Source organism: Rubrivirga marina (genome assembly GCF_002283365.1).
GTDB classification, from domain to species: domain Bacteria; phylum Bacteroidota; class Rhodothermia; order Rhodothermales; family Rubricoccaceae; genus Rubrivirga; species Rubrivirga marina.
In genome coordinates, this window is the sequence record NZ_MQWD01000001.1 from 3,170,608 (window position 1) to 3,197,248 (window position 26,641).

Genomic DNA, 26,641 nt, shown 5'->3' on the forward strand with positions numbered 1-26,641 from the left:
TCGGCCGTTCAGAGCGTCCCCTCTCCCGTTCTCCCTCCTCTCATGGCGACCTGCGAAACCTGCGGCAACGACTACCACAAGGCGTTCACCGTCACGCTCCACTCCGGCGAGACGCTCACCTTCGACTCCGTCGAGTGCGCGGCCCAGCGGATCGCGCCGACGTGCGAGGTCTGCGGCGTGAGGATCCTCGGACACGGCCTCGAAGCCGGCGAGCGGATCTTCTGCTGCGACCACTGCGCCAAGAAGGCCGGCGTCGAGGAGCTCCAGGACAGCGTTTGACCCGGCCCGCCTCGACGCCGAGGCGGGCCGGGTCAAAGTCCGACCTGCAGCCCGACGTGGACCTTGCCGCGCGACGGCCCGAGGTCCGGGTTGAGCGCGTAGCTCACGGTCGCCACACCGAGGCCGGTCGCGAGCCTCAGGCCCGCACCGTAGCCGACGAGACCACGCCGTTCGGCCGCGAATCCCGGCACGGCCGGGCGGTCGAAGCCGCCGGCGTCGACGAATGCGAACGCGAACGAGACGTCGTCCAGCAGGAGCCGATATTCCGCGAGGCCGCGGACGTACGAGCGGGCGAGGAACGCGTCTTCGTCGTAGCCGCGGAAGGAGGCCGCGCCGCCGAGGCGGACGAGGTCGCCCTCGTCCACGAGCCCGTCCAGGCCGGGCTGCTGCTGCGTCACGGTCGCGTCGGCGCCGAGGACGAGGGCTTGCCGGGCGAACGTCGGGGCGAACCACCGGGAGCGGACGGTCAGGCGGCGGCGACTCCCAGGCGCCGACTCAACGATCTCGCCGCCGCGACGGCCCTGCTCCGCGAGCACGTCGAGGGCCAGGCCGCGGCGCGGGTTCCGCGGCCGGTCGAGCCGCGCGTACACGATCCCCACGCCCACAAGCACGTCGTCCGTCCGCCGCACACGGGGCCGCCCCTCGACCAGCTGCGCGCCGAACACGCCGGGGCGGACGGACTCTCCGGCCACCGTCGCCACGAGCGCGAGCGACGGGTCGAGTGCGTATTGTAGGTCCACCGCCAGCCGCTGGCGGGAGAGGGTCGAGTCGCGCGACGTCCCTTCGAATGAGAGCCCCGCGCCGAGCGGGCTCCCGAGCACGAACGGATCCGACACGGCAGCTGCGAACGCCGACGCGAGGCCCGGCGTGCGCTCCAGCGACACGGACGCCGCTCGTCCTCCGCCGAACAGATTGCGCAGATCCACCCGACCGCTCCCGACGAGCCCGCCCGGCGCGCCGCCGTTCGGTGGGAGGTAGCCGAGCACGACGTCGAACGCGCCCGGCGGGGCCTCGACGACGGGCACCTGCAGCACGAGGTCCCCGGACGCGTCGCGCGCGAGGACGGGGTCGCCCACCTCGGTGTAGAGGCCGGACGCCTCGAGCCGAGCCCGCACGTCGGCCGGGCGGAGGCGTGAGGGCGGCGTCGGCTCCGTCACGCCGGCCTGACGCGACGCGAACGCCCGCGCCGGCGACGCCGCTCCCGCCAGTTCGACCCCGACGACGGGAGCCTCCGGACCCGCGTCGATCCGAATCGTGACGTCGACGGATCGACCCGCGTCCGCGACCGCCACCTCGGGGACGAGCCGGGCGTCCGCATACCCGAGCCGAGCGAACCGGTCCGCCGTCTTGGCCAGATCCGATTCGAGGTCCCGCGCTCGAAACCGATTCCCCTCACGCGTCCGCCAGCCCCGGGCGGGTTCGTCGACGCCCGCCCCGCCCACGACCTCGAGGGACCGGACGATCGCGGGCAGACCGGGCGTGACAAACGCCGTGTCCGAGCGCGCCGAGTCGAGGCGGGCCAGCAGATAGCCGTCCGCGGCGAGCGAGTCGACGAGGGCGTCGGCCGTGGGCGCCGCGCGCGACACGGTCGAGTCGGGGAACGAGACGGTCCACGACTGGGCCGAGGCGGAGGCGGCCACGAGGAAACCGGCGAGCCCGAGGGCCCGTGCTACCTTTCGCCACACCGTCCCCCTGAATCGTGCCTGCATTGCGTCTGGGTCTCCTGATCTGTGCCCTCGGCCTCACGCAGGCCGCCTCCGCGGAACGCGCGCCGGCCCCGCCGCCGTATGGCGCCGCCGAAGCTAGCGCCGACACCCTCCGGTACTCGGTCCGCGCGGGCGAGACGCTGATCGTCGCGCTCCCTGGCCGCGTGGCGGGCGCGGACGTCTCGTACGAGGTGATCCAGGCTCCGGCCCTGTCCTGGCTCGTCGACCGCTCGTTCATGTGGCGGACGCTCGCCCGTGAGCGCGGGACGCTCCCCGTCCGCCTCCGCCGGATCGGCGGGGGCCGCGCGGCCGAGGAGGTCGTCCTGCTCGTCGAGATCACGGGGTAGCATGGCCGACGACGGCCTCGCCGAGGCTCTCCGCGAGGCGGCCCGCTCCCCGGTGCGGGCCGCGTTCCGCGAGGCGTTGCCGGCGTGGTTCGACGGCGCCCGCCGCCCGATGCCCTGGCGTGAGCCCGGGCCCGACGGCCGTCGCGACCCGTACCGCGTCTGGGTCTCGGAGGTGATGCTCCAGCAGACGCGCGTCGAGACGGCCACGCCGTACTTCCGCCGCTTCACCGAGCGCTTCCCGACCGTCCGCGACCTCGCCGAGGCGGGCCAGGACGAGGTGCTGAAGCTCTGGGAAGGGCTGGGCTACTACAGCCGCGCCCGAAACCTCCACCGCGCCGCCCAGCAGGTCGTCGCCGACCACGACGGCGAGGTCCCGTCGGACGAGGAGGCGTTCCGGGCGCTGCCCGGCGCCGGCCCGTACACGGCCGCCGCCGTCCTCTCGCTCGCCTTCGACACGCCGCTCGCGGTCCTCGACGGCAACGTGATCCGCGTGCTCACGCGCGTCTTCGCCATCGACGCCGACGCGCGGTCCGGCCGCACGCGCCGCCAGTTGCAGGACCTGGCCGACGTGCTCCTCGACCCGGCCCATCCCGGACGGTGGAACGAGAGTGTCATGGAACTAGGCGCGACGGTGTGCACTCCGCGATCCCCGGCCTGCCCACGGTGCCCGCTCAACGACGTCTGCCAAGCCTACGCCCGGGGGGCCCCGGAGGCCTTCCCGGTCGTCTCGAAACGGGCGCCCGTGCCCCATCACACGATCGCGGTCGGGCTCGTCATCGACGACGCGAGCCGCGTCCTCATCCAGCGGCGCCCCGAAGACGCGATGCTCGGCGGGCTGTGGGAGTTTCCCGGCGGGAAGGTCGAAGACGGCGAGACGCCCGGCGAGGCGTGCGTACGCGAGCTCCGCGAAGAACTGGCGGTCGAGGTCGAGGTCAGCGCGCCGATCGCCCGTGTTGAGCACGCGTATTCCCACTTCCGCATCACGATGCACGCGTTCCGGTGCCGGCTCGTGTCGGGGGAGCCCGCGTCCGAGACCGGCGAGCCCATCGCGTGGGTGCCCATTGACGCGCTCGACGACTACGCCTTCCCTCGTGCCAACCGCCGCGTCATCGAGGCGCTGATTGAAGAGGCCCGCGCCCCGCGGCTCCTGTAGCGCATCTCGCCCCCTCGTCCGGCGTACGTTGGAGGCAAGCCCCCGACGCCGTGGAGAACCTCGTCGACCTCCTCCCGCTCCTCTTTATCGCCGCCTACTACCTCCTCTCGGGGCGGCGGAAGGCCCAACAGCGCAAGGCCGCGCGCGAGCGGACCGAGGCCCCGCAGGAAGCGCTCGTCCCGTCGAGCGGCGACGGCGCAAGGGAACGCAGCCCCACCCCGTTCGAGTCGTTCCTCTCGCAGTTGGAGACCGCGATGGCCGAGGCGAGTGGGGTCGCTGCCGAGGAGCGCGAGGTCGAGGTCAAGACCACGCCGGTCCCTCCCGCCGCCCTGGAGAGCACGCCAGCCCGCGAGTTCAAATCCGTCCCCGGCTCGTTCGACGCGCCGGACGCGGTCGACCACGGAGCCCACGGGTTCGGGACCGAGAACCCGCTCTCCGAGGAGGTCTTCGAGACCGCGCCGGCCTTCGCAGCTCGGCCGACCTCGGGCCGTCGTGACTACGACCCCCATGGCCTTCGCCCGAAGCCGACGCCGCCCATGGGGGCCTCCCCGAACTGGCGGCGCCGACTCGGCGACCCGCAGACGGCCCGCGACGCGTTCGTGCTCCAGACCATCTTCGGCCCCCGCGGCGGAATCCGCGGGGACCGACAGGGACGCAAGCGCTAGACGGCGTCGAGTTCGTCGACGGCGGCGCCCTTCTTGAACACCGACGCCGCGATCGCCCCCGCGACGGCGCCAATCAGCGCGGCGATGACCAGGTTGAGGAGGGCGCCGCCGACGCCTTGGAACATCTCACCCATCTGCATCGCCTGCTCGATCTGCTCGGGCTCGAGCCCCTGCGTGATGAGCTGCTCCCGCTGGCGGTCCATCAGCTCTGTGTCGGACGGGTACACATTGATGGCCTGGAGCAAGAGCGTGATCCCGTAGCTCACGATCCCGCCGAGGGCGATGGCCGCGGCCCCCATCCCGGCGCCGGTCCCAGCCGGGATCGTCAGCCGGTTCGTTGAGGTGTAGTGCCAGACGGCGACGAACGGGCCGAGCAGCGCCGAGACGCAGCAGAGCGCGCTGGCGAGGTACCCGCCGGCGGTCCCGCCGTTGATGGCGATGAACCCTGTGATCAGAGCGGCGACGGTGTAGACCGCGGCGCCGAGGAGGACGGATTGGGACTTGCTGGGCATCAGGTCGTGAGCGAGGGTGAGAGGGAGCGCGGCACGCGCGGGGTGAGCAGGTTGGCCGCGAGGATGCCGCCGGCGACGACGCCGAACAGGACCCCCGTCAGCGTCCGCGAGGCGGGCGTGTTGGCCCAGAGGCCGAGCGCGCCGAGCGCCCAGTCGACGGCCGTCGGGACGCCGGCGAGAATCAGCCAGCCGATCTGGCCCGAGCGCTGGATCCGGCGGAGGAGTCGGGGGCCGACGAGGGGTGCGAGCGCGAGCCCGGCGAGGAGGCCGAGCAAAATGCCCGAACACCGGTGGCAGAGGGCGATCGCCTCCCCAGCCAGGTGCGGAGAGCGGTGCGGCAACTGGTGACAGACGGTCGAGAACGCCCCGCGGACGAGGGCCCCCGGCTCGCCGCCGAGGACGGGCGGGAGCACGGCGAGCACGGCGAGCGTACCGACCGCGCCGAGCGCGACCGACCAGCCGACGGAGAGCCGAGCGGGACGTGCCATGGCCCGAACCTACGGCGGGCCTCCGGCGAGGATGCGCCACGCTTGACGACGACTTAACGCGGCGCGCGGGACCCTCCGGCAGAACCCGAGGTTGGAACCCTAGCACTCTCGCGGGGAGAGTGCTAATCTCACTCGCCGCGGCTCGACCGCACCCTCTGTACCCCCCCTTCCAATCCACACCATGGCAGCTTCCATCAAGCCGCTCGGCGACCGCGTCGTCGTCAAGCCCCAGGACGCCGAGACCCAGACGGCCGGCGGCCTCTACATCCCTGACACCGCCAAGGAGAAGCCCCAGCGCGGGACCGTCCTGGCCGTCGGCCCGGGCAAGGTCGAGAACGGGACGAAGGTCGACATGACCGTCTCCGAGAACGACACCGTCCTTTACGGCAAGTACGCCGGGACCGAGATCCAGCTCGACGGCGAGGACGTCCTCATCATGCGCGAGTCCGACATCCTCGGCATCGTCAACGGCTAGCCTTCGCGCTCGCCCGGCCGCCTCGGTACCGAGGCGGACACCCCCAACTCTAGAACCAACCAACCACAATGGCTAAGCAGATCACATTCGACGCGGACGCCCGGAACCAGCTGAAGGAGGGCGTCGACGCGCTCGCCAACGCCGTCAAGGTGACGCTGGGACCCAAGGGCCGCAACGTCATCATCGAGAAGAAGTTCGGCGCCCCGACTGTCACCAAGGACGGCGTGACCGTCGCCAAGGAGATCGAGCTCGAGGACAAGATTGCCAACGTCGGCGCGCAGATGGTCAAGGAGGTCGCCTCCAAGACCTCCGACGTCGCCGGTGACGGGACGACGACCGCCACGGTCCTCGCCCAGGCGATCATGAACCAGGGCCTCCGCTCGGTCAACTCGGGCGCAAACCCGATGGACCTCAAGCGCGGCATCGACAAGGCCGTCACCGCCGTCGTCGAGGAGCTCAAGGGCCTCTCGCGCGAGGTCGGCGGCAAGGACGAGATCGCCCAGGTCGGCACCATCTCCGCCAACAGCGACGAGGAGATCGGCAACCTCATCGCGGAGGCGATGGAGAAGGTCGGCAAGGACGGCGTCATCACGGTCGAGGAGGCCAAGGGCACCGACACCTCCCTCGAGACCGTCGAGGGCATGCAGTTCGACCGCGGCTACCTCAGCCCGTACTTCGTGACCGACCCGGACGCGATGGAGGTCGTGCTCGAGGACGCGCTCGTCCTCATCCACGACAAGAAGATCTCGGCGATGAAGGACCTCCTCCCGGTCCTCGAGAAGGTCGCCCAGATGGGCAAGCCGCTCCTCCTCGTCGCCGAGGACATCGACGGCGAGGCCCTCGCGACGCTCGTCGTGAACAAGCTCCGCGGGACACTCCGCGTGGCCGCCGTCAAGGCCCCGGGCTTCGGCGACCGCCGGAAGGCCATGCTCGGCGACATCGCGACGCTCACGGGCGGCACGCTCCTCTCCGAGGAGATGGGCTACAAGCTCGAGAACGCGACGCTCGACAGCCTCGGCAGCGTCCAGCGCGTCGTCATCACGAAGGACAACACGACGCTCGTCGACGGCGCCGGCACGCAGGAGGACATCTCGGGCCGGATCGGCCAGATCCGCAGCCAGATCGAGAACACGACCTCGGACTACGACCGCGAGAAGCTCCAGGAGCGGCTCGCCAAGCTGTCCGGCGGCGTGGCCGTCCTGAAGATCGGCGCCGCTACGGAGCCGGAGATGAAGGAAAAGAAGGCCCGCGTCGAGGACGCGCTCCACGCGACCCGCGCGGCCGTCGAGGAGGGCATCGTCCCCGGCGGCGGCGTCGCCCTCGTGCGCGCCATCTCGGCCCTCGACGACTTCCAGGTCGAGAACGAGGACCAGCAGATCGGCGTCAAGATCGTGCGTCGCGCGCTCGAGGAGCCGCTCCGCCAGATCGTCAACAACGCCGGCCTCGAGGGCTCGGTCGTGGTCCAGAAGGTCAAGGATGGCGAGGCCGACTTCGGCTTCAACGCCCGGACCGAGGAGTACGGCAACCTCCTGAGCATGGGCGTCGTCGACCCGACGAAGGTCACCCGCACCGCGCTCGAGAACGCCGCTTCGGTGGCCGGCCTGCTCCTCACGACCCAGACGGTCGTTGTGGACAAGCCCGAGCAGGAGCCGGCGATGCCCGCCGGCGGCGGGATGGGCGGCATGGGCGGCGGCATGGACTTCTAGTCCAGCCCGGCACCCCCGCCTCGGTCTCCCCACGGAGGTCCCGAGGCGGGCACCGCCACGGGGCGGCTCTCTTCGGAGGGCCGCCCCTTTTTTTGGTCGGCCTCGGAGCCGAGGACGAGAGGACGGGCCTCATCCTTCACGCGAACTCCGGCGCCGTCGGCCTACACTGACCGCCCGATGACCGTTGGCCCCTCATGCGCTGGTTGACACTCCTCTGCCTCCTCACCGGCTGCGTCCTCCCGACGCCCGAGGCGGACCGTGGAGCCCGTGCACCGGGCCGAGCGGACGACCGGCCCGACCTCGGTGGCCTCGCGGACGAGGTCCATCAGGAGGCGAACGCGGCCCGCCGATCGAGCAGCGAGGCGCCGCTGCGGTGGTCCGACGCCCTCGCGGCCGTGGCCCGGGATCACAGCCGGGACATGGCGTCCCGCGGCTACTTCGACCACGTCTCGCCAGAGGGCGCCACCGCACAGGACCGGGCTCTGGCCCGGGGCGTCGACTGCCGAGTCGATCTACGCGGCGGGCGGTCCCGGGTCGGGGTGTCTGAGAACCTGTACCAGGGCTGGCGTTACGGCCGGGTCTGGACTCGCCAGACGGCCGACGGCGCGACGCGCACCTACGAGTGGCTGTCCGCCAACGAGATCGCCCGCCAGACCGTCGGCGGGTGGCTCGACAGCCCGGGCCACCGTCGCAATCTCCTCGACCGCGTCTCGACCGCCCACGGCATCGGCGTCGCCGTGGACCGCGAGGACCGCATCTACGTCACCCAGGTTTTATGCTGAACGTCTCCTCCCGTACCGTCTCTCGCGTCGCCTGGGGTGTGCTCGGGTACACCGTCCTGGTGATCCTCTGGGGCGCGTTCGTGCGTGCGTCGGGCTCCGGCGCCGGCTGCGGCGACCACTGGCCGCTGTGCAACGGCGAGGTCGTCCCGACGGCACCGACGATGAACACGATCGTCGAGTTCGGGCACCGGATCACGAGCGCTCTGGCTGGGATTGCCGCCCTCGGGCTCGTCGCCGTCGTGTTTCGAGGCACCGCGAAGGGGTCGCCGGTCCGGAAGGCGGCCGTCGCGTCGCTCGTGTTCATGATCACGGAGGGCGCCATCGGGGCCGGTCTCGTCCTGTTCGAGTACGTCGCCTACAACCCATCGATCGGCCGGGCGGTGTGGATGGCGGCACACCTCACGAACACCTTCTTCCTCCTCGGCGCGCTCACGCTCACCGCGTGGTGGTCGGAAGGCGCCGACACGCCCCGCCTCGGAATGCGCGCCGAGGCGGGCTGGGTCGGAGCCGCGCTGCTAGCCGTACTCGTGCTCGGGGCTGGCGGGGCGATCACGGCGCTCGGCGACACCCTCGTGCTCGGCGGTGGCCTCGACCCCGAGACCGACCCGATCGTCGCAGCCATCCTCGGCGCGCGCGTGTTCCACCCGACGATGGCGTTCGTCGCCCTCGCGATCCTCGGCGCTGCCGTGTTCGCGACGCGGACCGGCGCCCGACCCACGACCCTGGGCATGACGATCCTCGGCGTGTTCCTCGGCCAGATGGCCCTGGGCGCCCTCAACGTGGCGCTGATGGCGCCGATCTGGCTCCAGATCGTCCACCTGCTGATCACCGACCTGATCTGGATCGCCATGATCGTTTGGGCCTCCGAGACGCTGGCGGCCCCCGCTTTGGAGCCGGTCGAGTCGGCTGCCGTCGCCGCCTGACCGCTCCCCCGATCTGCCCCCGAACGCCCTCCTCCTGTGTGCCTCGTCGCCTTCGCCCTCGACGTCCATCCCCAGCACCGGCTGGTGCTCATCGGGAATCGTGACGAGGCGTTCGCGCGGCCCGCCGCTCCGCTCGCATGGTGGAACGACGCTCCCGGCGTCCTCGCCGGCCGGGACCTCGAGGCCGGCGGCACGTGGCTCGGCGTGACGGATACGGGCCGGTGGGGCGTGTTGACGAACGTCCGCGACCCGCATCATCCGCGGCCGAGCACGCGGTCGCGCGGCGCCCTCGTCGCCGACTTCCTCCGCCTCGACGGCACTGCCCGCAGCTACGCCGAGGCGGTGCACGCGGAGCGCGACACGTACGACGGCTTCAACCTCGTCGTCGGCGATCCCGACTCGGTCCACGTGGTCTCGACGCGGCACGACGAAATGTTGGAGCTGGAACGGGGGGTCTACGGGATCTCGAACGACCGGCTCGACACGCCGTGGCCGAAGGTCGTCCGAGCCCGTCAGCGGCTCCGCGACGCGCTCCGGTCCGACCCGGTCGATCCGGCTGACCTGCTGCCGATCCTCGACGACCGCGAACCCGCCCCGGACGACGCCCTGCCGGACACCGGGGTCGGGCTCGAGTGGGAGCGCCGCCTCTCCCCCGTCCGCATTGTCGCCGACGGGTACGGGACGCGCGTCTCGACGGCGCTCGCGCTCGACCGCGACGGCGGCGGGCGCGTGGTCGAGCGGACGTGGCTTCCCGACGGCTCAGCCGGCACGACCACCGAGGCGGAGGTCACGCCACCGGCAGCGACCTGAACACGACGGCGGCGAACGCCAGACCGGCGGCGGTCCCGATGAGAACGGCCCGCGCCGTGACCTCCGAGATCGAGTCGAGCCACCGGCTCTCGGTGTCATCCGGCGCCGCGATCCAGCCGGTCCGGCGGTCCCACTCGGCCTCGTCGGCCTGCTGCCAGACGAGCCACAGTGCGAGGGCCGCGTAGAGGAGCAGGAGCCAGAGCGTCGGCTCGGCGTCGATCCACCCTGCGACGGCGAGGAAGAGGGCGACGGCGCCGACCGACGCGGCGGCCTGCATCGCGACCGTCAGCGCCACCCACAGCGGGACGCTCACCGCCCACGCCGGGACGAATCCGAACGCGAGGTGCTGCACGACGCGGGCGGCCCACGTCGAGAGCAGGAAGAGCGGGACCGCGATGAGGCCCAGAATCATCCGTCGAGGAGCTCGGCCTTGAAGCGCTCCGCGAGGGCGTCGGCGGCCTCGGGGGTGCCCGCCTCGGTGTAGACGCGGAGGATCGGCTCGGTGTTGGACTTGCGGACGTGCGCCCAGCCCTCGTCGAGGTCCACCTTGACCCCGTCGACGGTGGACACGCGGCCCTCGTACCTCCCCGCGAGCGCGTCGAGGAGCGCGTCGGCGTCGAGGTCGTCGGTGAGCGGCAGCTTGTGCTTGGCGATGGCGTAGGTGGGGTACCCGGCGCGGAGGTCGCTGAGCGACTGGCCCGTCTCAGCGAGGTGCTGGAGCACGAGCGCCACGCCCACGAGCGCGTCGCGGCCGTAGTGGAGGTCCGGCAGGATCACCCCCCCGTTTCCCTCCCCGCCGATGACTGCCCCCGCCTCCTGCATCGCCCGGACGACGTGGATCTCACCCACGGCCGACCGCACCACCTCTTGCCCGTGCTTGCTCGCGATGTCCTCGATGGCTCGCGACGACGACAGGTTCGTTCCGACGGGCCCGGCCTTCTTGCCGAGCAGGAAGTCGGCGGCGACGACCTGCGTGAGCTCCTCCCCGAAGAACCGGCCGCCGTCCTCGACGAACGCCAGCCGGTCGGCGTCCGGGTCCACGACCACGCCGAGGTCGGCGCCGGTCTCGGCCACACGGCTCGTGATGCCGTCGAGGTGGGCCGGAAGCGGCTCCGGGTTGTGGGCGAAGCGGCCCGTCACGTCGCCGTTGAGGACCTCGACGTCGTCCACGCCGAGCGCCTCCAGCATCGCCGGGATGGCGAACGCGCCGACCGAGTTGATCCCGTCGACCACCACCTTGAAGCCGCGCTGGCGGATCGCATCGGGGTCGACGTACGGCAGCTCGAGGATCTTCTGGACGTGGTACGGGAGGAGATCGTCGGTTTCGTAGTCGCCGAGGTCTTCGTAGCCGACCGTGTGGGCGGAGACGTCCTCGTCGGCGAGCGCCAGCACCTCGGCGCCCTCGTCGGGACCGAGGAACTCGCCGTTCCGGTCGAGGAGCTTGAGCGCGTTCCACTCGGCCGGGTTGTGCGAGGCGGAGAGGATGACGGCGCCGTCGGCCTCGTGCTTGAGCACGCCCATCGCCACGCTCGGCGTCGTCGCCAGCCCGGCGTCGACGACGTCGCAGCCGGCGGCCTGGAGCGTGGCCGTCACGAGGCGGGCGCAGACGTCGCCCGTCACCCGCCCGTCGCGCCCCACCACGACGAGGGGGCGCGCCTCGGTCTGCCGGCGGAGCCAGGCGCCGAAAGCGGAGGCGTAGCGGACGAGCGCGGCCGGGTCGAGGCCGTCGCCGAAGACGCCGCGGATGCCAGAGACGGAAGCGATGAGGGGCATGGAGATCGGGGGGCGGTCGGGTTGGAGGTCGAGGGTGACAGCCGGGGCGGCCCGGTGCGTCGGTGTCGGGAACGAGCGAAACCCTCATCCGGTCCGGGACGCGGCTCTATCCTGGAGATGCGTTCAGATCGCGCGGCGTCCTGCCCGTTTTTTGACGGAACGGTGCGGCCGTCGCGCGTTGATTCTCCGCACCCGCCCCCCACGATCGCATGAGGCCCCGTCCCTCGTCCGCCGTGGCCGTCGCCGTCGAGGCTCCGACCGCGTTCACCCTGCTCTCGGACTACAAGGAGCTCCTGAAGCCCGGGATCACGGCGTTCGTGGTCGTCATGGCCGCCGCCGGCTACCTCCTCGGCGCGACCGGTCCGATCGACTGGGTCGTCCTCCTCGGGCTGATGGCGGGCACGGCGCTGACCGGTGGCGGGGCGGCCGCGCTCAACCACGTCGCCGAGCGCCAGTTCGACGCCCGGATGGCCCGGACGGCCACGCGGCCGCTCCCGTCCGGACGCATGGGCTCGGTCCACGCGACAGTCTACGCGGCCCTCTGCGTCGTCGTCGGGGCCATCGTTCTGGCGGCCACCACCAATGTGCTGACGACGGGCCTCGCGCTCGCGACGGTCGCCCTCTACGTCGGCGTGTACACCCCGCTGAAGCGGCGGACGGTCCACAACACCCTGGTCGGCGCAATCCCCGGCGCGATCCCGGCGCTGGGCGGCGCCGCCGCGGCGACGGGCGCGCTCGACGCGACCGGCTGGGCCCTCTTCGCGATCCTCTACCTCTGGCAGCTCCCGCATTTCTACGCGCTCGCCTGGCTGCTTCGGGAGGACTACCGGCGCGGGGGCTTTCGCATGCTGCCGAGCGCGGCCGACGGCGAGCGCACGCTGGCCACGCTCGTGCTCGGCGCCACCCTCGCGCTCCTCGTGGCCGGTGTGCTCCCCGCGGCCGTCGGGCAGGCCGGGATGCTGTTCCTCGTCGGGATGATGGGCGTCGGGACGGCCTTCGCGATCCCGGCCTTCTCGTTCTTCTCGGAGCCCACCGACGACCGCGCGCGGCGGCTGCTCCTCGCCTCGATCGCCTACGTGCCGGCCTTCTTCGTGCTGGTCGTCGCCGACTTCCTCCTCCGCTAGTGGCCGCGCCCGTCGCCGCCCTCGACGCGCGCGACCTGGCCCACCGCTTCGGCGACGTCCAGGCACTCGACGGCGTCGACCTGGTGGTCAGACCGACGGAACGAGTCGCCCTCCTGGGCCCCAACGGGAGCGGCAAGACGACGCTCCTCCGCATCGCCTCCACCCGCCTCGCGCCCGAGGCGGGCCGGGTCGCGGTCGCCGGGCACGACGTGGTCGCCGCGCCCGACGCCGTCCGCCAGCGCGTCGGCGTCGTGTTCCAGAGCCCCGCCCTCGACGACGCCATCACCGCGCGCGAGGCGCTCCGCTTCCAGGCCGCGCTCGTGCGGATCCCTCGCTCGGAGATCGCCGCCCGCGTCGGCGCCGCCCTCGACGACGCCGGACTGGCGGATCGGGCCGACAGCCGCGTCGGGACGCTCTCGGGCGGCCTCGCCCGACGCCTCGACCTCGCCCGCGGGCTAATGCACCGCCCCGCCCTCGCACTCCTCGACGAGCCGACGACCGGGCTCGACCCGCTCGCTCGTGACGCGTTCTGGTCCGTCCTCGATCGCCGCCGGGCCGACGGCGCTCAGCTGATCGCAACGCACCTCATGGACGAGGCCGCGCGGTGCGACCGCGTCGTGATCCTCGACGGCGGCCGCGTCGTCGCCGACGGGACGCCCGACGCGCTCACCGCTGCCCTCGGCCCCGACGCGCTCTGGCTCGACGCTGACGACGCCGAATCCCTCGCCGCCGCGCTTCGGACCGACGCGCTTCACGCCCGCGTGGTCGGGGACCGCGTGCTCGTCCGGAGCGATCGGGCCCGGGATCTCGTGGCCTCGCTGTACGAGCGCCCCGACGTCCGCGGCGTCTCGATCCAGCCCCCGACGCTGGCCGATGTGTTCGCGACGCGCGTCGGGCGCGCACCCGAGCCGACATGACCGCGGCCGTCCTCGCCCTGTGGTCCCGCGAGATCCGCGTGTTCGTGCGCGACCGCGCCCGCGTCGTCGGCGTGCTCGCCCAGCCCGTCCTGTTCTGGGTCGTCTTCGGGTTCGGCTTCGCCGACAGCGTCTCCGTCCCCGGTTCCGACGCCGGCTACCTCCAGTACCTCCTGCCCGGGATGGTCGCGCTGACCGTCCTGTTCACCGCCATCTACTCGACGCTCTCCGTCGTCGAAGACCGCCAGTCGGGGGTGCTCCAGGCCGTGCTCGTGGCGCCGCAGCCGCGGTCCGCGCTCGTCTTGGGCATCGTGCTCGGCGGCGTGACGCTCGCCGTCGGGCAGGCTGCACTCATCGGCGCGTTCGCCCCGCTCGTCGGCTTCCGCCCCGGCCTCGGCGGCGCCGCGGTGGCCCTCGTCGCAGGCGTGCTGCTGGCCGTCACGTTCTGCGCGTTCGGGTTCGTGATGGCGTGGCGGCTCAAGAGCGGGCGGGCGTACCACGCCGTGATGAACGTCGTCCTGATCCCGGTGTGGCTGCTGTCCGGCGCGTTCTTCCCCGAGGCCGGCGCGTCCGAGGCCGTCGCGTTCGCCATGCGCCTGAATCCTGCGACCTACGGCGTCGGCCTTCTTCGATACGGGCTGGGTGGGCTGCCGGCGTCCATCCCCGGGACGTCGCTGTCGTTCGGGACCTGCCTGATCGTGAGTGTCGCCGTGGCCGCGCTCGCGTTCGCCTGGGCCGCCGGGACCGCGCGGCGGACGCCGTAGCCAAACCGTGCCGGACGTCGGGCGTTGGGCAGGCATGGCCTCCCCCTCCCGCCACCGCCTGCTGGCCGTTCTCGCGACGGTCGCCGTGATCTGGTTCGTCCGCGCCGCGGCGGTCGTGCTGATGCCCCTCGCGTTCGCGCTCTTCCTCGTCGTTCTGTTCGACCCGCTCCGGGAGTGGTTGTGCGAGCGGATGCCCGACCGGGTGGCCGTCGGCGTCGCCTTCCTCGTCGCGGCCGGGGTGCTCGGGGTCTTTGGGTGGGCGCTGTCGGAAACGTTGTCGTATGCAATAACGGGCCTTGAGGCTTACGGCCCCCAGTTCGAGTCCCTCCGCCAGCGCGCCGAGGCCCTCCCGGGACGGCTCCCCGACGAGTCCGACCTCCAGGGGCCGCTCCGCCGCGCCCTCTCGAGCGTGTGGTCGGTCGCCGGGGCCATCGTCCTCGTCTACGCCCTGTTCGCCCTCGCGCTCGCCGAGGTCCCCCACTGGGGGCGGAAGCTTCGCGACCGGTTCGACGACCCGGTCTCCACGGCGGCTGTTGACACGACCAAGCGGGTGGCCCGGCAGGTCCAGCGGTTCGTCGTCGTCCAGACGGCCACGAGCGTGGCGACCGGCGTCCTGACCGGCCTGTTCTGCTGGGCCATGGGCCTCGACCTCGCGCTCCTGTGGGGCCTCCTCGCTGGCATCCTCAACTTTATCCCGACGATCGGGAGCATCGTGTCGGTCGTCCCCCCCGTCGTCTTCGCGATCCTCCAGTTCGGCGTGGGCTGGCAGGCGCCCGTGGTCCTCGTCGGGATCGGGCTGATCCAGATCGTCCTCGGCGCCTACGTCGACCCGAAGCTACAGGGACGCTACCTCGAGCTCTCGGCGTTCGTCGTGCTCGTGTCGATCACGTTCTGGGGCTGGGCCTGGGGGATTGCTGGCGCGTTCATCGCGGTCCCTCTGACGGCCGCCATCGTCGTGGCGCTCGGCGAGTTCGAGGAGACCGAGTGGGTCGCCCGGCTCCTCACGCGCGACGCGCCGCCGGCCGAGCGGTGAGCCCGGAGTTCGTCGAGTGGGTGCAGGCCTACGGCGCGTGGGGTCTGTGTGCGGCGGCGTTCGTCGGGGCGACGCTCGTCCCCGTCTCGTCCGAGGCCGCCTTCGTCGCCGCCGTCGCGGCCGGGCTGGCCCCCGCGACCGCCCTCGGGTGGGCCAGCCTCGGCAACACGGCGGGCTGCCTCGCCAACTACGCGCTCGGCCGCTGGGCCCGCGAGGGCGTCGGCGACCGGCTGGCGGGGTCGAGAAGCGGCCGGGCGGCGCTCCGGTGGACCGACCGCTACGGCACCCCGGCCCTCCTCCTGTCGTGGCTGCCCGTCATCGGCGACCCGCTGACGCTGGCGGCCGGCGTCGGGCGCGTGCCGCTGGCGTGGTTCCTCCCGCTCGTCGCGGGCCTCCGCGTGGCGCGGTACGCCGCGCTCCTGTGGCTCGTCTAGCTACAGGCAGAACGACTCGCGCGGTGCCACCCCCGCCTGCGCCGTGTTGATCCACGATGCCGGCCGCTCGGCGTCGTGTTCGATCAGCCGGACCCACAGCTCCGTCACGGGCTGGCGAATCACCTCGACCTCGGGTCCCCCGTAGAAGCCGGGGACGAAGCCCGCGTAGATGGCCGTCCCGAAGGCGAAGTAGACCGACTCCTCGGGCCCGGCGGCCAAGACCGTCAACTCGTCGCCGCGCGACAGGCGGATGGCCTCCGACCGACCGGTCCCGAGCTGCGCACCCTGAAACCGGACGTCCTGCCGTGCGCGGACGAGCCCCGGCTCGAGGACGGCCGTGAGCGACTCGGAGTAGTCGTTGGCGTCGATCCGCCGCTCGGCGTCGATCGTCCGAAGCCGCGTGCTCACCGTTGTGGGCGCGCTGTAGGCGTGGACGGCCGAACGCGTCGACCACTGCGCGTAGCAGCCCTCAGCCCCCGCGCCGCCGGGCAGGAACGTCACGGGGAGCGGGCTGGCCGCCTGCGCGAGCGTGACGACGGGGACTACGAGGAGGGCGAGGGAGACGATTCGGCGCATGACGACGGGGGATCTGACAAAAGGTAGACGGATTCACCGTTCTGACGCGGCGCCTTCACCCCGCGTCCCGGCGCCCGTGCGCGCTCGGCCCGCGAGCGCCGTTTCTTTGGGCATGGAGACCACGCGCCCCGACCTCCGCTCGCTCGACGAGCCCGCCCTCGAAGCCCTCGCCGTCGCGATGGGCGAGCCGCGCTTCCGCGGGCGCCAGCTGTTCAAGTGGGTCCACGAGAAGGGCGCGACCTCGTTCGAGGCGATGACCGACCTCCCGGCCGCCTTCCGCGAGCGGCTCGCCGAGGCGGCCCACCTCGGGACGCTCGCCGAGGTCCGCCGCCAGCAGGCCACCGACCGGACCATCAAGAGCCTGTTCCGGCTGCCCTCTGGGCGCCACGTCGAGGCTGTCCTCATCCCCGACTTCGACGACGAGCACCAGGCGAAGCGGCTGACGGTCTGCGTGTCGTCGCAGGTCGGCTGCGCGATGGCGTGCTCGTTCTGCGCGACGGGCCTGATGGGGTTTCAGGAGAACCTCACGGCCGGCCAGATCGCCGAGCAGGTCCACGCCATGGACCGGATCGCGAAGGACACGTTCGGGAAGGGCGTGACGAACGTGGTCTACATGGGGATGGGCGAGCCGATGCAGAACTACCGCGCCGTCGCCGACAGCCTCGACCTCCTGTGCGACGGCCTCGGCCTCTCGCCCAAGCGGATCACCGTCTCGACCGTCGGCCTCGCCCGCCGCATCCGCCAGTTCGCCGACGACCAGGCCGAGGGGACGGTCCGACCGGCCGGCCTCGCCATCTCGCTCCACGCGCCGACCGACGCCCAGCGGAGCGCGATCATGCCGGTCAACCGGTCGGAGAAGACGGACCTCAAGGCGCTCGGGCAGGCCGTCCGCCACTACTACGCCGTGACGGGCCGGCCCGTGACCTACGAGTACTGCCTGTTCGCGGGCGTCAACGACACACCGGCGGACGCCGACAACCTCGCGCGGATCGCGAGTTGGGCGCCGTGCAAGGTCAACCTGATCATGTACAACCCCGTCGAGGGCACCGACTTCCGGTCGTCGGACGAGGCGACGCTCGACGCGTTCATCGCCGAGCTCGTAAAGCGGCGCGTCCGCGTGACGGTCCGCCGGAGCCGGGGACAGGACATCGACGCGGCGTGTGGCCAGCTGGCGGTCGCCGAGGGCGAGGCCTAGCTCCGTCCGCCTCGCGCGTCGCGTCACCGAGGCGGGGCAGCCCGGTGGGACGGAACCGCTTCCGTCGCTCGCGGCCTCCGCGTATCCTGCGGCGCTCCCCGCTCGCGCCATGGCCCCCCGCCCCTTCCCCGTCTCGCCGCCGGACTCGGCGTGGCTCCGCATGGAGCAGCCGACGAACCCGATGACCATCACCGGCGTCGTCGGCTTCGGGGCCGAGCTTTCGCTCGACAAGCTCCGCCGGTTCGTGGAGGAGCGGCTGTCGCGGTTCGACCGGTTCCGAATGCGGATCGAGGGCGTCGGGGCGGCCCGGCCGCGGTGGGTACCCGACGAGCGGTTCAGTCTCGACCACCACGTCTACGAGACGGAGGTGCCCGCACCGGGCGGCAAGGAGGGGCTTCAGGCTCTCGTGAGCGACCTGATGAGCCAGCCGCTCTCGTTCGCCCACTCGCCCTGGACGTTCCACCTCGTCCACGGCGTCGACCACGGCGACGGGACGTCGGGCAGCGCCCTCGTCGTCCGCGTCCACCACGTCATCGGGGACGGGCTCGCGCTGATGCACGTGCTCGTCCACGCCGTCGACGAGTACTTCGACGCGGACGTGCCGACGGGGCGCGCGCGCCGACCCAGGCGGCCGGTGTCGGAGCGCGCGCTCTCGACCCTGAAGAACGCCGGCGCGGAGGCGCTCGACCTGATCACGAAGCCGCGGCACCTCGGCGGACGGCTCAAGGCCGCGGGTGGCGGGGCCGCCAGCCTCGCCCACCTCCTGGCCATGCCCGCGGACAGCGACACGGTCCTCAAGCGAGGGACGTCGCCCGTGAAGCAGGCGGCGTGGACCGGCCCGATCCCGCTCGAGACCATCCGGGCGGTCGGCCGGTCTCTCGACGCGAAGGTCAACGACGTGCTCATGTCGTCGGCCGCGGGCGCGCTCCGGCGGTACCTCGAAGCGCGGGGGGAGCCCGTCGACGGCGTGACGGTCCGGACGGCGACGCCGTTCAACGTCCGGCCGCTCGAGAAGGCCCACGAGCTCGGCAACTCGTTCGGCCTCGTGTTCGTCGCGCTCCCGGTCGGCGAACCGACGGCCGAGGGCCGGCTGCGCCTGACGAAGGAGCGGATGGACACCGTGAAGGACACGTACGAGCCGGCGGTCGTCTACGGCATCCTCCAGTCCATCGGCCGGGCGCCGATGTGGGCCCACCGGTTCGTGGTCCGGCTCTTCCAGCAGAAGGCGAGCGGCGTCCTGACGAACGTGCCCGGCCCCACGGAGACGCTCCACATCGAGGGCGCGCCCATCACCACGCTGATGTTCTGGGTGCCCCAGGCCGGCGACCTCGGTCTCGGCATCAGCATCCTCAGCCTCGACGGAGTCGTCCGCGTCGGCATCGCGGCAGACGCGGCGATCGTGGACGACCCCGCGGAGCTGGCGCACGCGTTCGAGGACGAGTTCGCGGCGCTGGCGGAGGCGTTTGGCGCGGCAGGGTGAGGCGGCCCACCTCGGCGGCGAGGCGGACGCACCCGGAGCGACGCTACGCTTGGTCGTACGCCGTCTCGTCCGACACCTCGCCGTCGGCCTTGTAGACGATGAGGCGGCTCGGCGCGTGAGCGCGGGCCGTCTGACGGGCGTCGACCAGCGCCTCCTTCTTGGTCGGGTGGACTGCCGAGGCGCGCTCGGCGCCGACGCGCTGGACGGCCCAGCCCCGGTCGTGCTTCGTGACCTGGTACACCGTCGGGGCCTCGGGGACGAGGCCGCCCGCCCCAGCCGCCTCGGCGACCGGCTCGGCGGCCTCCGCCAGCAGCGACGCCACACGGGCCTGGAGCGCGTCGACCTGCGAGCGGAGGGCGAGGACCTCGTCACGGCCCGGCACGCCGAGCCTCCCGAGAGCGGCCTCGACCAACCCCTCGACCGTGTCCGCGACGGTGCCGACGGCGCCGCTGGCGACCCCCTTGGCCGTCGACGTCAGCGAGGAGGCCGCGTGCTCCACCTGCCCGACGGCCGACCTCGCAGCGCCCGTCCCCTTCTCGACGACCGTCGACCCGAGCGAGACGAGGGCGTCGAACGACTCGCCGCCCGTCTTCCGAGCCTGCGCCAGCGCGCCGACGCCGGCGGCCCACACGTCCTCGACCGGCTGCGGCAGGTCGCCCGTGCGGAGCGTCTTCGGGATGGCGGGCGTGGCCTTCTTCTTCGAGCCCTTGGTCTTCTTCGACTTGGCCATGGCGGACGGGGGTTGGGAGCGCCTGCTACCGCGCGTGCCCCCCGCTTCGTTCCCCGTGCCGGAAACGTGCCGCTGCCCTCCCGAGTACGAGCCCGGCCCCTCTCTCCCGTCCGATGGCTCGTTCCACCTCCAGCACCCGGTCCCTCCTCGAAGTCGTCCTCGGCTTCCTCGGCGCGCTCCTGATCGTCCCCCTCCTGTTCAAGACGGTCAGCGGGTTGCTGCGCGGGATCTTCCGCCTCGGCACGACGAGGCGGCTCGTCGGTGACCTCGTGATCGCGGGGATCACGGCGCTCCTGACCCGCGAGGACGTGCTCGACACCCTGTTCGGCCAGAAGGGGAAGAAGGGCGACGGCTTGCTCAAGCCGCCGGTCGATTAGGTCCGCCTCGGCGCCGAGGCGGGAGGAGCGGGTCGGCGGTCACCGCTAGCTTCCAGGCGGTCCCCCCTCCCGCCCCATGTCCAAGCGTGCCCGCGTCGGCGTCCTCACCCACGGCTCCCTGGCCGGCGGCGTCGAGATGAAGCTCTCGCCGGCCCGGTCGGTCGAGAGCGTGACGGCCGGGACGTTCGTCGTGATTGAAGGCGAGGCGTACGACTTCTTCTCGCTCATCACCGACCTGAAGATCGACGCGGCCAACGAGGGCATCCTGCTCCGTCCGCCCGGCGAGGACGAGGACCTGCTCCGGCGCGTGCTCCAGGGCTCTGGGACGTACGCGACCGTCTCGCTCCGGCCTCAGCTGATGGTCCAAAAGGGGCTCGACGACAACGCCCCGCTCCCCGTCAAGACGATCCCGGCCCACTTCTCCGCCGTCGGTGAGGCGACCGACGACGACGTGGCCCGCGTGTTCGGGTCCGAGGCCTCCGACGGCGGCGACCGGTTCCTCCACGTCGGCTCGCCGCTGGGGATGGACTCGCCCGTGTGCCTCGACCTCGCGCGGTTCGTGGAACGCTCGAACGCAGTCTTCGGAAAGACCGGGACGGGCAAGAGCTTCCTGACGCGCCTCCTCTTGGCGGGGACGATCGCGACGGGCCGCGCGGCGTCGCTCGTGTTCGACATGCACGGCGAGTACGGGTACGCCGTCCGCCAGGAGTCGGGCGAAGGCGAAGGCGCCTTTGTGAAGGGACTCAAGGACCTCTTCCCCACGCGCGTCCAGCTGTTCACACTCGACCCGCAAGCCCTCCGCCGTCGCAGCCAGTCGGCTGACGTCGAGCTCCACCTCTACGCCGACCAGGTCGAGCCCGAGGACGTGCTCCCGCTCCGTGAGACTCTCAACCTCAACGCGACGGCGACCGAGAGCACGTACGGCCTCAAGAAGCAGTACGGCAAGAACTGGCTCGCCCGCCTCCTCCAGGCCGAGCCCTCTGAGGTCGAGCGGATGGCCGAGGAGACCGGCGCCCACCCCGGCGCGCTCTCCGCCCTCAAGCGGAAGCTCGACCGGCTCGACGGCCTCCCGTTCTTCCACACCGAGTCGTCCGGGGGCAAGCGCGACGCGATCGACGAGCTGTTCGAGTCCCTCGACCGCGGCCGGTCGGTCGTGCTCCAGTTCGGGCGCTACAAGTCGTTGCTCGTCTACCTCCTCGTGGCCAACGTCATCACGCGGCGGCTCCGCGACCGCTACGAGCGGAAGATGGAGGACTACGAGGCGACGAAGTCCGAGGCCGACAAGCCGCAGCAGCTTCTCATCACGATCGAAGAGGCCCACAACTTCCTCGGCCCCGAGACCGCCCGCGAGACGCCGTTCGGGAAGATCGCCCGCGAGATGCGGAAGTTCTTCGTGTCGCTCCTGATCGTCGACCAGCGGCCGAGCGGGATCGACGAGGAGGTGCTCTCCCAGATCGGGACGAAGCTCGTCGCCCAGCTCAACGACGAGAAGGACATCGCGGCCGCGCTCGTGGGGACGCCCGGCGCGAGCGGGCTCCGGCAGATCCTCGCCTCGCTCGACTCGAAGCAGCAGGCGCTCCTGCTCGGCCACGCCGTCCCGATGCCGATCACGATCCGCACCCGCGACTACGGCCCCGAGTTTTTCGACGACGTCCGCGCCCGCCTCGGGGGCCCGGTGGCCGAGACTGCCGGCGCGCTCCAGTCCGAGATGGGGACGCTCTTTTAGGGCGCCCCGGCGCGGAAGCGGACCCCGTCGCCGTCGGCCGAGCGAACTATGAGCGTCGAATCGGCCACCTCGAACCGGTCGGCCTGTTGGAGCTCGGACAGCAGAATTATGGACAGACGGGCCCGCTCCTCGTACTCGCCGATGAGCGTCGTCGCGAGGCTGCCGATCGCGAGTGATCCGTCGTCGCCGGCCTCGTAGTCGCCGCCGTAGCGGTTGGCAGACGTCCTTCCACTGACGTTCCCATCGTTGGAGAACGTCGCAGTGAACAGGCTGTCCGGGAAGCGGACCGTCGCGCCGTCCGACACGGCCGCGACGGCGACCCACCGGTCGACCGCCCGGAGGGCTGCGACCTCGGTCGAGACCGCTCCGGGCCGAGGGAGCGCGTCGTCGGGTCCGAACGTGTCGCATCCGACGAGAACTGCGAGGGCGAGGAGGACGGGCAGTCGGCGCATGTGCGGTGGAACGAGTAGGTCGCCCAATCTGACGCGCCCCTTGCCGCCGGTGCGAGTCCCATCGCCCCCCCCCTTCTCCCATCGTCAAACCACAGCCGGTTCCGGATCGAGCTCCCCCACATCGGCCGCGTCGAGGACGATTTTGAACGTCGTCCCCTCACCCGGGGCGGAGGTGTCGACGGTGATCTGCCCGGCGTGGTACTCGTCGATGATCCGGCGGGCGAGGCTGAGGCCCAGGCCCCAGCCGCGGCGCTTGGTCGAAAACCCCGGGCGGAAGACGTGGCGGGCCGTCGCACGGTCCATCCCCTTGCCCGTGTCGCGGACGAGCAGCACGACCTCGCCGCTCAGCTCCGTCCCCGTCAGCGTGATCTCGTGCGGGCCGGGCACGCCCTCCATCGCGTCGAGCGCATTCTTGAGCAGGTTCTCGATGACCCACTCGAACAGCTCCACGTTGAGCCGCGCCGTGAGCCAGTCGGGTACGTCGACGTCGATGGCGACGGGCGGGCCGCTCGTGGGGACGCGGCGGCGGATGTAGTCGGCCACGGCGTCGAGGACGGGACGGACGGGCGTCGGAACGAGGGCCGGGACCGAGCCGATTTTTTCGAAGCGGTCCGCCACGCGGCGGAGGCGATCGACGTCTGCCTCCAGTTCGTCGGCGATCATCTCCGGGTCCGCGGCGTCGCCGAGGCGGAGGAGCTCGACCCACCCGATCATCGACGACAGCGGCGTCCCGAGCTGGTGCGCGGCCTCCTTCGCCATACCGACCCACAAGCTCGACTGCTCGCTCCGGCGGACGTACGAGAACCCGAGGTAGCCTACGAACACGAACAACGCGACGACCCCGAGCTGGACGTACGGGAACAGGCGGATCATCCGGGCCAGCGGGCTCTCGCCATAGTGGACGAGCTGCTCGCCAAACCCGGCGCCCTCGATCCGGATGGGCTCGTGGACGTCGTCCATCTCTCGCGCCAGCCGCAGGAAGTCGGCGTCGTCCGGCACGTTGCGCCAGAGCGAAGCCGCCGTCATGGCCGTGTCGGTGATGACGGCCGGGATCGAGAACCGGTCGGGCTCGACGATCTCCGAGAACACGAAGTCGAGCCCGTCCGACGGCGGTCCGTCCCGGAGCGTGTCGACGGCGGCGAGGAGCGAGTCTCGGCGCGACGGCGCCAAGTCCGCGGCTCGGACCGCCTCGGCGATCCCGTCCCACACCTCGGGCCCCGGACCGGCCGCCTGCGCCGAGACCTGGAACTGGAACTCGATGGCCCGCGCCCACAGCTCGACCGCCTGCTCGTCCTGGGCCTCGAGCCGGTCGGCCAGCCGCTGGGTGAACGCCAGCGACGCCACGCCGATGGCGACGGCGGCCAGGATGAGGCCGAGCTTGAGCTTCGTGCTCGTGCGGTAGGCCGACACGGTCAGGTCGGAGGGTGGGGGTCAGCGTTCGGAGCAGAAGGAAACTCCGAACGCCGAGCCGAACACTCCGAACTCGTCACGCGGCGACGAGCGTCTCCTCACGCTTCGGGCCGGTCCCGATGACCGTAATGGGCACGCCGAGGTGGTCGCTCACGAACTGGAGATAGTCGCGGGCGGCGGCCGGGAGGTCGTCCATCGACCGGGCCTCCGAGAGGTCGCCGGAGAAGCCCGGCAGGGCCTCGTAGACCGGCGTCGCGCGGCTGAGGGTGCGGAGGTCGGTCGGGAAGCGCGTCGTCGTCTTGCCGTCGACCTCGTAGGTCGTGCAGACCTGGAGCTCGTCGAGCCCGGCCAGCACGTCGAGCTTCGTGACCGCCAGCTCCGTGAACCCGTTGAGACGCGACGTGTAGCTCAGCGCGACGAGGTCGAGCCACCCGCACCGCCTCGGGCGGCCCGTCGTCGCCCCGAACTCGTGGCCCTCGGCCCGGAGCCGCTCGCCCAACTCGTCGTCGAGCTCCGTCGGGAAGGGCCCGTTGCCGACGCGCGTCGAGTACGCCTTGACGATGCCGATGACGCGGTCGATGCTCGTCGGCGGGATGCCCAGCCCGGTGCACGCGCCGCCCGAGGTCGGGTGGCTCGACGTCACGTACGGGTACGTCCCGTGGTCGACGTCGAGGAGCGAGCCCTGCGCGCCCTCGGCCAGCACGTGCTGGCCCTCCGCGAGCGCGTCGTTGAGGAAGGCGGACGTATCGGTGACGTAGGGATCGATCTGCTGGTCGAACTCGACGTACTCCTCGACGATGGCCTCCACGTCGAGCTTGGCCGACTGGTAGACCGACGAGAGGATCTCGTTCTTCTCCGCCATCGCGTCGCGGAGCTTCTTGGCGAGCCCGTCGCGGTCGAGGAGGTCGACCACCCGGATGCCGCTCCGCGCGAACTTGTCGACGTAGGCCGGCCCGATGCCGCGGCCGGTCGTCCCGATGGCCTCGGCGTCGCGCCACCGCTCCTTGGCCTCGTCGAGCGCCTTGTGGTACGGCATGATGAGATGGGCGTTGTGGCTGATCTTCAGCCGGCCCTCGACGGGGTAGCCCAGCGCCTCGATCTGGCGGATCTCCTCCATGAGCGCCACCGGGTCGATCACGACGCCGTTGCCGATCACGCACGTCGTGCCGTCGTGGAAGATGCCCGACGGGATGAGGTGGAGCACGAACGTCTCGTCGCCCCACTTGATGGTGTGGCCGGCGTTGGCCCCGCCCTGGTAGCGGGCGACGACGTCCATGGTCGGGGCGAGGAGGTCGACGACCTTCCCCTTCCCCTCGTCGCCCCACTGGGCGCCGATGACGACGGAAACTGGCATGACTGCGTAAGGGACTGGGGGACTCGGGGGACGGGCGACTAGGGTGGCGACGCGTCAGCCGGTCCCTAGTCCCGATTGTCCCTAGTCCTTGAACGAGGCGACGGCGGCGTCGACGGAGTCGAAGCGCTGGAAGACGCCGTCGAGCTGGGTGACCTGGAGGATGGCGAGGACGCGCTCGGCGACGGCGGAGAGGCGGAGGTCCCCGCCCGTGTTGCGGGCCGACGTGAGGGCGCCGACGAGCATGCCGAGGCCGGACGAGTTCATGAACCGGACGCCGGACAGGTCGACGACGGCCTTGAGGGGTCCGTCCCCGCGCGCCTCGGCGAGCGCGTCGTGGAGGGCCGAGCCGTCGGGGCCGCCGAGGACGTCGCCGTCGAGGGTGAGGACGGCGACGCCGTTCTGACTGGTGCTCTGGATCTGCATGAAAGGGAGAGGGGCGGGCCGCCCAAGCTACGGGCGCCCGCCCCTCCCGACGGCCCCGCGGGGCCGCCCGTTCCGTGAAGCGTGGGGCGGCGGGGGTTACGCGCTCGCCGTCACCACGCGCCGGGCCGGCGCGTACTTCTCACGCAGCGCCACGACGATCGGGCTCGCCACGAAGATCGACGAGTACGTCCCGACCCCGATGCCCACGAGGAGCGCCAGCGAGAAGCCCTTGAGGACCTCGCCGCCGATGAGGAACAGGATGAGCACCGCGAGGAGCGTCGTGCCCGACGTGAGGACCGTCCGCGACAGCGTCGTGTTGATCGCGCGGTTGGCCGTCTCGGCGTACGGCTCCGTCTTGAAGAGGAGCGCGTACTCGCGGATTCGGTCGAACACGACCACCGTGTCGTTGATCGAGTAGCCGACGATCGTGAGCAGCGCCGCAATGATGACCTGGTCGATCTGGAGCGAGAACGGGGTCAGGTTGTGGAACAACGCGAACAGCCCGAGCACGATGATCACGTCGTGAGCCAGCGTCAGGACGGCCGCCACGGCGTAGCGCCAGTCGAACCGGACGAAGATGTAGAGCAGGATCACGAAGAGGGCGCCGAGCACGAGCACGATCGCCTTCTCCTTGAGGTCGGAGGCGATCCGGGGCCCCACGGAGTACGTCCCCTCGATCTCCGGGTTGGAGCCGGCGAACGCGCTCGACAGCGTGTTGACGACCGACGTCCGGAGCGCGTCGGCGTCGCCGCCGGCGGCCGTCCGAACGATCAGGGTCTCGGGGTTGCCGAACTCCTTGACCTCGTAGATCTCGCCGGTCGCGTCGCCGAGGGCGGAGGCGGCCTGCGTCGAGGGGATGGCGGTGTCGGTGCCGACGATGAACTCGGTGCCGCCCTTGAAGTCGATCCCGGCCTCGAGACCGGGGTAGATGAGGGAGACCACGGCGACCAGGAGCAGGATGCCCGAGATGATGTAGCTCGACCGGAAGCTGCTCAGGAAGTCGAAGTGGGTGTTTTCGAAGATGCGCATG

Annotated in this window: 30 protein-coding genes; 18 read left to right on the top strand and 12 right to left on the bottom strand. The window is 71.8% G+C overall.

Going from position 1 to position 26,641, the window contains the following annotated elements; translation table 11 throughout:
- Positions 1 to 42: 42 nt before the first annotated feature.
- Positions 43 to 279, top strand: coding sequence for a hypothetical protein (locus BSZ37_RS13360; RefSeq protein WP_095511029.1), 237 nt, complete (start codon positions 43 to 45; stop codon positions 277 to 279).
- Between the two features lie 32 nt (positions 280 to 311).
- Here the strand turns inward: BSZ37_RS13360 and BSZ37_RS13365 are convergent, their stop codons facing one another.
- Positions 312 to 1,919 carry a BamA/TamA family outer membrane protein gene (locus tag BSZ37_RS13365; RefSeq protein ID WP_179299635.1) on the bottom strand — a complete coding sequence of 536 codons (1,608 nt, stop codon included), beginning with the start codon at positions 1,917 to 1,919 and terminating at the stop codon, positions 312 to 314.
- 59 nt (positions 1,920 to 1,978) lie between these two features.
- Here BSZ37_RS13365 and BSZ37_RS13370 point away from each other — a divergent pair, with 59 nt between their 5' ends.
- Genes BSZ37_RS13370 through BSZ37_RS13380 form a run of 3 tightly spaced genes read left to right on the top strand, consistent with a single transcriptional unit; the run spans position 1,979 to position 4,150 of the window.
- On the top strand, positions 1,979 to 2,332 hold the full coding sequence (locus tag BSZ37_RS13370) for a hypothetical protein (RefSeq protein ID WP_143537662.1): 354 nt from the start codon (positions 1,979 to 1,981) through the stop codon (positions 2,330 to 2,332).
- A 1-nt stretch (position 2,333) separates the two neighbouring features.
- Entirely contained in the window at positions 2,334 to 3,485 is a 1,152-nt protein-coding gene (gene mutY, locus BSZ37_RS13375; protein ID WP_179299636.1) for an A/G-specific adenine glycosylase, read from the top strand.
- A 50-nt stretch (positions 3,486 to 3,535) separates the two neighbouring features.
- Positions 3,536 to 4,150 (top strand): hypothetical protein, encoded by a 615-nt coding sequence (locus BSZ37_RS13380; protein ID WP_095511032.1) that lies wholly within the window; start codon positions 3,536 to 3,538, stop codon positions 4,148 to 4,150.
- On the opposite strand, the gene BSZ37_RS13385 is transcribed toward BSZ37_RS13380, so the two are convergent.
- Positions 4,147 to 4,662 carry a DUF4199 family protein gene (locus BSZ37_RS13385; protein WP_095511033.1) on the bottom strand — a complete coding sequence of 172 codons (516 nt, stop codon included), beginning with the start codon at positions 4,660 to 4,662 and terminating at the stop codon, positions 4,147 to 4,149. The two genes, BSZ37_RS13380 and BSZ37_RS13385, sit on opposite strands and share 4 nt — an antisense overlap.
- Positions 4,662 to 5,150 carry a DUF2085 domain-containing protein gene (locus BSZ37_RS13390; protein ID WP_095511034.1) on the bottom strand — a complete coding sequence of 163 codons (489 nt, stop codon included), beginning with the start codon at positions 5,148 to 5,150 and terminating at the stop codon, positions 4,662 to 4,664. Before BSZ37_RS13390 ends, BSZ37_RS13385 begins: the two co-directional genes overlap by 1 nt.
- Positions 5,151 to 5,331: 181 nt before the next feature.
- On the opposite strand from BSZ37_RS13390, the gene groES reads away from it, so the two are divergent.
- From groES to BSZ37_RS13415, 5 genes are all read left to right on the top strand, one after another.
- Positions 5,332 to 5,625: a co-chaperone GroES gene (groES, locus tag BSZ37_RS13395; RefSeq protein ID WP_095511035.1), complete on the top strand. Its 294-nt coding sequence runs from the start codon at positions 5,332 to 5,334 to the stop codon at positions 5,623 to 5,625.
- Between the two features lie 68 nt (positions 5,626 to 5,693).
- Positions 5,694 to 7,331: a chaperonin GroEL gene (gene groL, locus BSZ37_RS13400; protein ID WP_095511036.1), complete on the top strand. Its 1,638-nt coding sequence runs from the start codon at positions 5,694 to 5,696 to the stop codon at positions 7,329 to 7,331.
- Between the two features lie 194 nt (positions 7,332 to 7,525).
- Positions 7,526 to 8,113: a CAP domain-containing protein gene (locus tag BSZ37_RS13405; protein WP_095511037.1), complete on the top strand. Its 588-nt coding sequence runs from the start codon at positions 7,526 to 7,528 to the stop codon at positions 8,111 to 8,113.
- Positions 8,107 to 9,036: a COX15/CtaA family protein gene (locus tag BSZ37_RS13410; RefSeq protein ID WP_095511038.1), complete on the top strand. Its 930-nt coding sequence runs from the start codon at positions 8,107 to 8,109 to the stop codon at positions 9,034 to 9,036. The genes BSZ37_RS13405 and BSZ37_RS13410 overlap by 7 nt, the downstream gene beginning before the upstream one ends.
- 36 nt (positions 9,037 to 9,072) lie before the next feature.
- On the top strand, positions 9,073 to 9,846 hold the full coding sequence (locus tag BSZ37_RS13415; protein WP_095511039.1) for an NRDE family protein: 774 nt from the start codon (positions 9,073 to 9,075) through the stop codon (positions 9,844 to 9,846).
- On the opposite strand, the gene BSZ37_RS13420 is transcribed toward BSZ37_RS13415, so the two are convergent.
- Both BSZ37_RS13420 and glmM read right to left on the bottom strand, forming a co-directional pair.
- On the bottom strand, positions 9,824 to 10,258 hold the full coding sequence (locus tag BSZ37_RS13420; RefSeq protein WP_095511040.1) for a hypothetical protein: 435 nt from the start codon (positions 10,256 to 10,258) through the stop codon (positions 9,824 to 9,826). The two genes, BSZ37_RS13415 and BSZ37_RS13420, sit on opposite strands and share 23 nt — an antisense overlap.
- A complete protein-coding gene (glmM, locus tag BSZ37_RS13425) occupies positions 10,255 to 11,619 on the bottom strand; it encodes a phosphoglucosamine mutase (RefSeq protein ID WP_095511041.1) in 1,365 nt (454 codons plus the stop codon). Before glmM ends, BSZ37_RS13420 begins: the two co-directional genes overlap by 4 nt.
- Before the next feature lie 209 nt (positions 11,620 to 11,828).
- On the opposite strand from glmM, the gene cyoE reads away from it, so the two are divergent.
- The 5 genes from cyoE to BSZ37_RS13450 are packed head-to-tail and all read left to right on the top strand — an operon-like array spanning position 11,829 to position 15,888.
- Positions 11,829 to 12,743 carry a heme o synthase gene (gene cyoE, locus BSZ37_RS13430; protein ID WP_095511042.1) on the top strand — a complete coding sequence of 305 codons (915 nt, stop codon included), beginning with the start codon at positions 11,829 to 11,831 and terminating at the stop codon, positions 12,741 to 12,743.
- A complete protein-coding gene (locus BSZ37_RS13435; RefSeq protein ID WP_095511043.1) occupies positions 12,743 to 13,660 on the top strand; it encodes an ABC transporter ATP-binding protein in 918 nt (305 codons plus the stop codon). The genes cyoE and BSZ37_RS13435 overlap by 1 nt, the downstream gene beginning before the upstream one ends.
- On the top strand, positions 13,657 to 14,421 hold the full coding sequence (locus tag BSZ37_RS13440) for an ABC transporter permease (RefSeq protein ID WP_095511044.1): 765 nt from the start codon (positions 13,657 to 13,659) through the stop codon (positions 14,419 to 14,421). The genes BSZ37_RS13435 and BSZ37_RS13440 overlap by 4 nt, the downstream gene beginning before the upstream one ends.
- A 34-nt stretch (positions 14,422 to 14,455) precedes the next feature.
- A complete protein-coding gene (locus tag BSZ37_RS13445; protein ID WP_095511045.1) occupies positions 14,456 to 15,454 on the top strand; it encodes an AI-2E family transporter in 999 nt (332 codons plus the stop codon).
- Entirely contained in the window at positions 15,451 to 15,888 is a 438-nt protein-coding gene (locus BSZ37_RS13450) for a YqaA family protein (protein ID WP_218830500.1), read from the top strand. Before BSZ37_RS13445 ends, BSZ37_RS13450 begins: the two co-directional genes overlap by 4 nt.
- Here BSZ37_RS13450 and BSZ37_RS13455 read toward each other — a convergent pair whose 3' ends face one another.
- A complete protein-coding gene (locus BSZ37_RS13455; RefSeq protein WP_095511046.1) occupies positions 15,889 to 16,464 on the bottom strand; it encodes a hypothetical protein in 576 nt (191 codons plus the stop codon).
- A 112-nt stretch (positions 16,465 to 16,576) separates the two neighbouring features.
- On the opposite strand from BSZ37_RS13455, the gene rlmN reads away from it, so the two are divergent.
- Entirely contained in the window at positions 16,577 to 17,659 is a 1,083-nt protein-coding gene (gene rlmN / locus BSZ37_RS13460; protein ID WP_095511047.1) for a dual-specificity RNA methyltransferase RlmN, read from the top strand.
- Positions 17,660 to 17,768: 109 nt separating this feature from the next.
- Entirely contained in the window at positions 17,769 to 19,139 is a 1,371-nt protein-coding gene (locus BSZ37_RS13465) for a wax ester/triacylglycerol synthase family O-acyltransferase (RefSeq protein ID WP_095511048.1), read from the top strand.
- A gap of 43 nt (positions 19,140 to 19,182) precedes the next feature.
- Here the strand turns inward: BSZ37_RS13465 and BSZ37_RS13470 are convergent, their stop codons facing one another.
- On the bottom strand, positions 19,183 to 19,869 hold the full coding sequence (locus BSZ37_RS13470) for a phasin family protein (protein ID WP_095511049.1): 687 nt from the start codon (positions 19,867 to 19,869) through the stop codon (positions 19,183 to 19,185).
- A 113-nt stretch (positions 19,870 to 19,982) separates the two neighbouring features.
- Here BSZ37_RS13470 and BSZ37_RS13475 point away from each other — a divergent pair, with 113 nt between their 5' ends.
- Together BSZ37_RS13475 and BSZ37_RS13480 are read left to right on the top strand one after the other, a co-directional pair.
- Positions 19,983 to 20,246, top strand: a complete 264-nt coding sequence (locus BSZ37_RS13475; RefSeq protein WP_095511050.1) for a hypothetical protein — start codon at positions 19,983 to 19,985, stop codon at positions 20,244 to 20,246.
- A gap of 76 nt (positions 20,247 to 20,322) precedes the next feature.
- Positions 20,323 to 21,972 (top strand): ATP-binding protein, encoded by a 1,650-nt coding sequence (locus BSZ37_RS13480; RefSeq protein WP_095511051.1) that lies wholly within the window; start codon positions 20,323 to 20,325, stop codon positions 21,970 to 21,972.
- On the opposite strand, the gene BSZ37_RS13485 is transcribed toward BSZ37_RS13480, so the two are convergent.
- The 5 genes from BSZ37_RS13485 to secF all read right to left on the bottom strand — a co-directional run bounded on the left by BSZ37_RS13485 (position 21,969) and on the right by secF (position 26,640).
- Positions 21,969 to 22,424 carry an META domain-containing protein gene (locus BSZ37_RS13485; protein WP_095511052.1) on the bottom strand — a complete coding sequence of 152 codons (456 nt, stop codon included), beginning with the start codon at positions 22,422 to 22,424 and terminating at the stop codon, positions 21,969 to 21,971. The two genes, BSZ37_RS13480 and BSZ37_RS13485, sit on opposite strands and share 4 nt — an antisense overlap.
- Positions 22,425 to 22,508: 84 nt before the next feature.
- Complete coding sequence (locus tag BSZ37_RS13490) at positions 22,509 to 23,834, bottom strand: sensor histidine kinase (RefSeq protein ID WP_095511053.1); 1,326 nt, start codon at positions 23,832 to 23,834, stop codon at positions 22,509 to 22,511.
- Positions 23,835 to 23,910: 76 nt separating this feature from the next.
- Positions 23,911 to 25,188, bottom strand: coding sequence for an adenylosuccinate synthase (locus BSZ37_RS13495; RefSeq protein WP_095511054.1), 1,278 nt, complete (start codon positions 25,186 to 25,188; stop codon positions 23,911 to 23,913).
- Positions 25,189 to 25,269: 81 nt separating this feature from the next.
- Positions 25,270 to 25,611: an STAS domain-containing protein gene (locus tag BSZ37_RS13500; RefSeq protein ID WP_095511055.1), complete on the bottom strand. Its 342-nt coding sequence runs from the start codon at positions 25,609 to 25,611 to the stop codon at positions 25,270 to 25,272.
- 96 nt (positions 25,612 to 25,707) lie between these two features.
- Positions 25,708 to 26,640, bottom strand: coding sequence for a protein translocase subunit SecF (gene secF, locus BSZ37_RS13505; protein ID WP_095511056.1), 933 nt, complete (start codon positions 26,638 to 26,640; stop codon positions 25,708 to 25,710).
- Position 26,641: the final 1 nt, after the last annotated feature.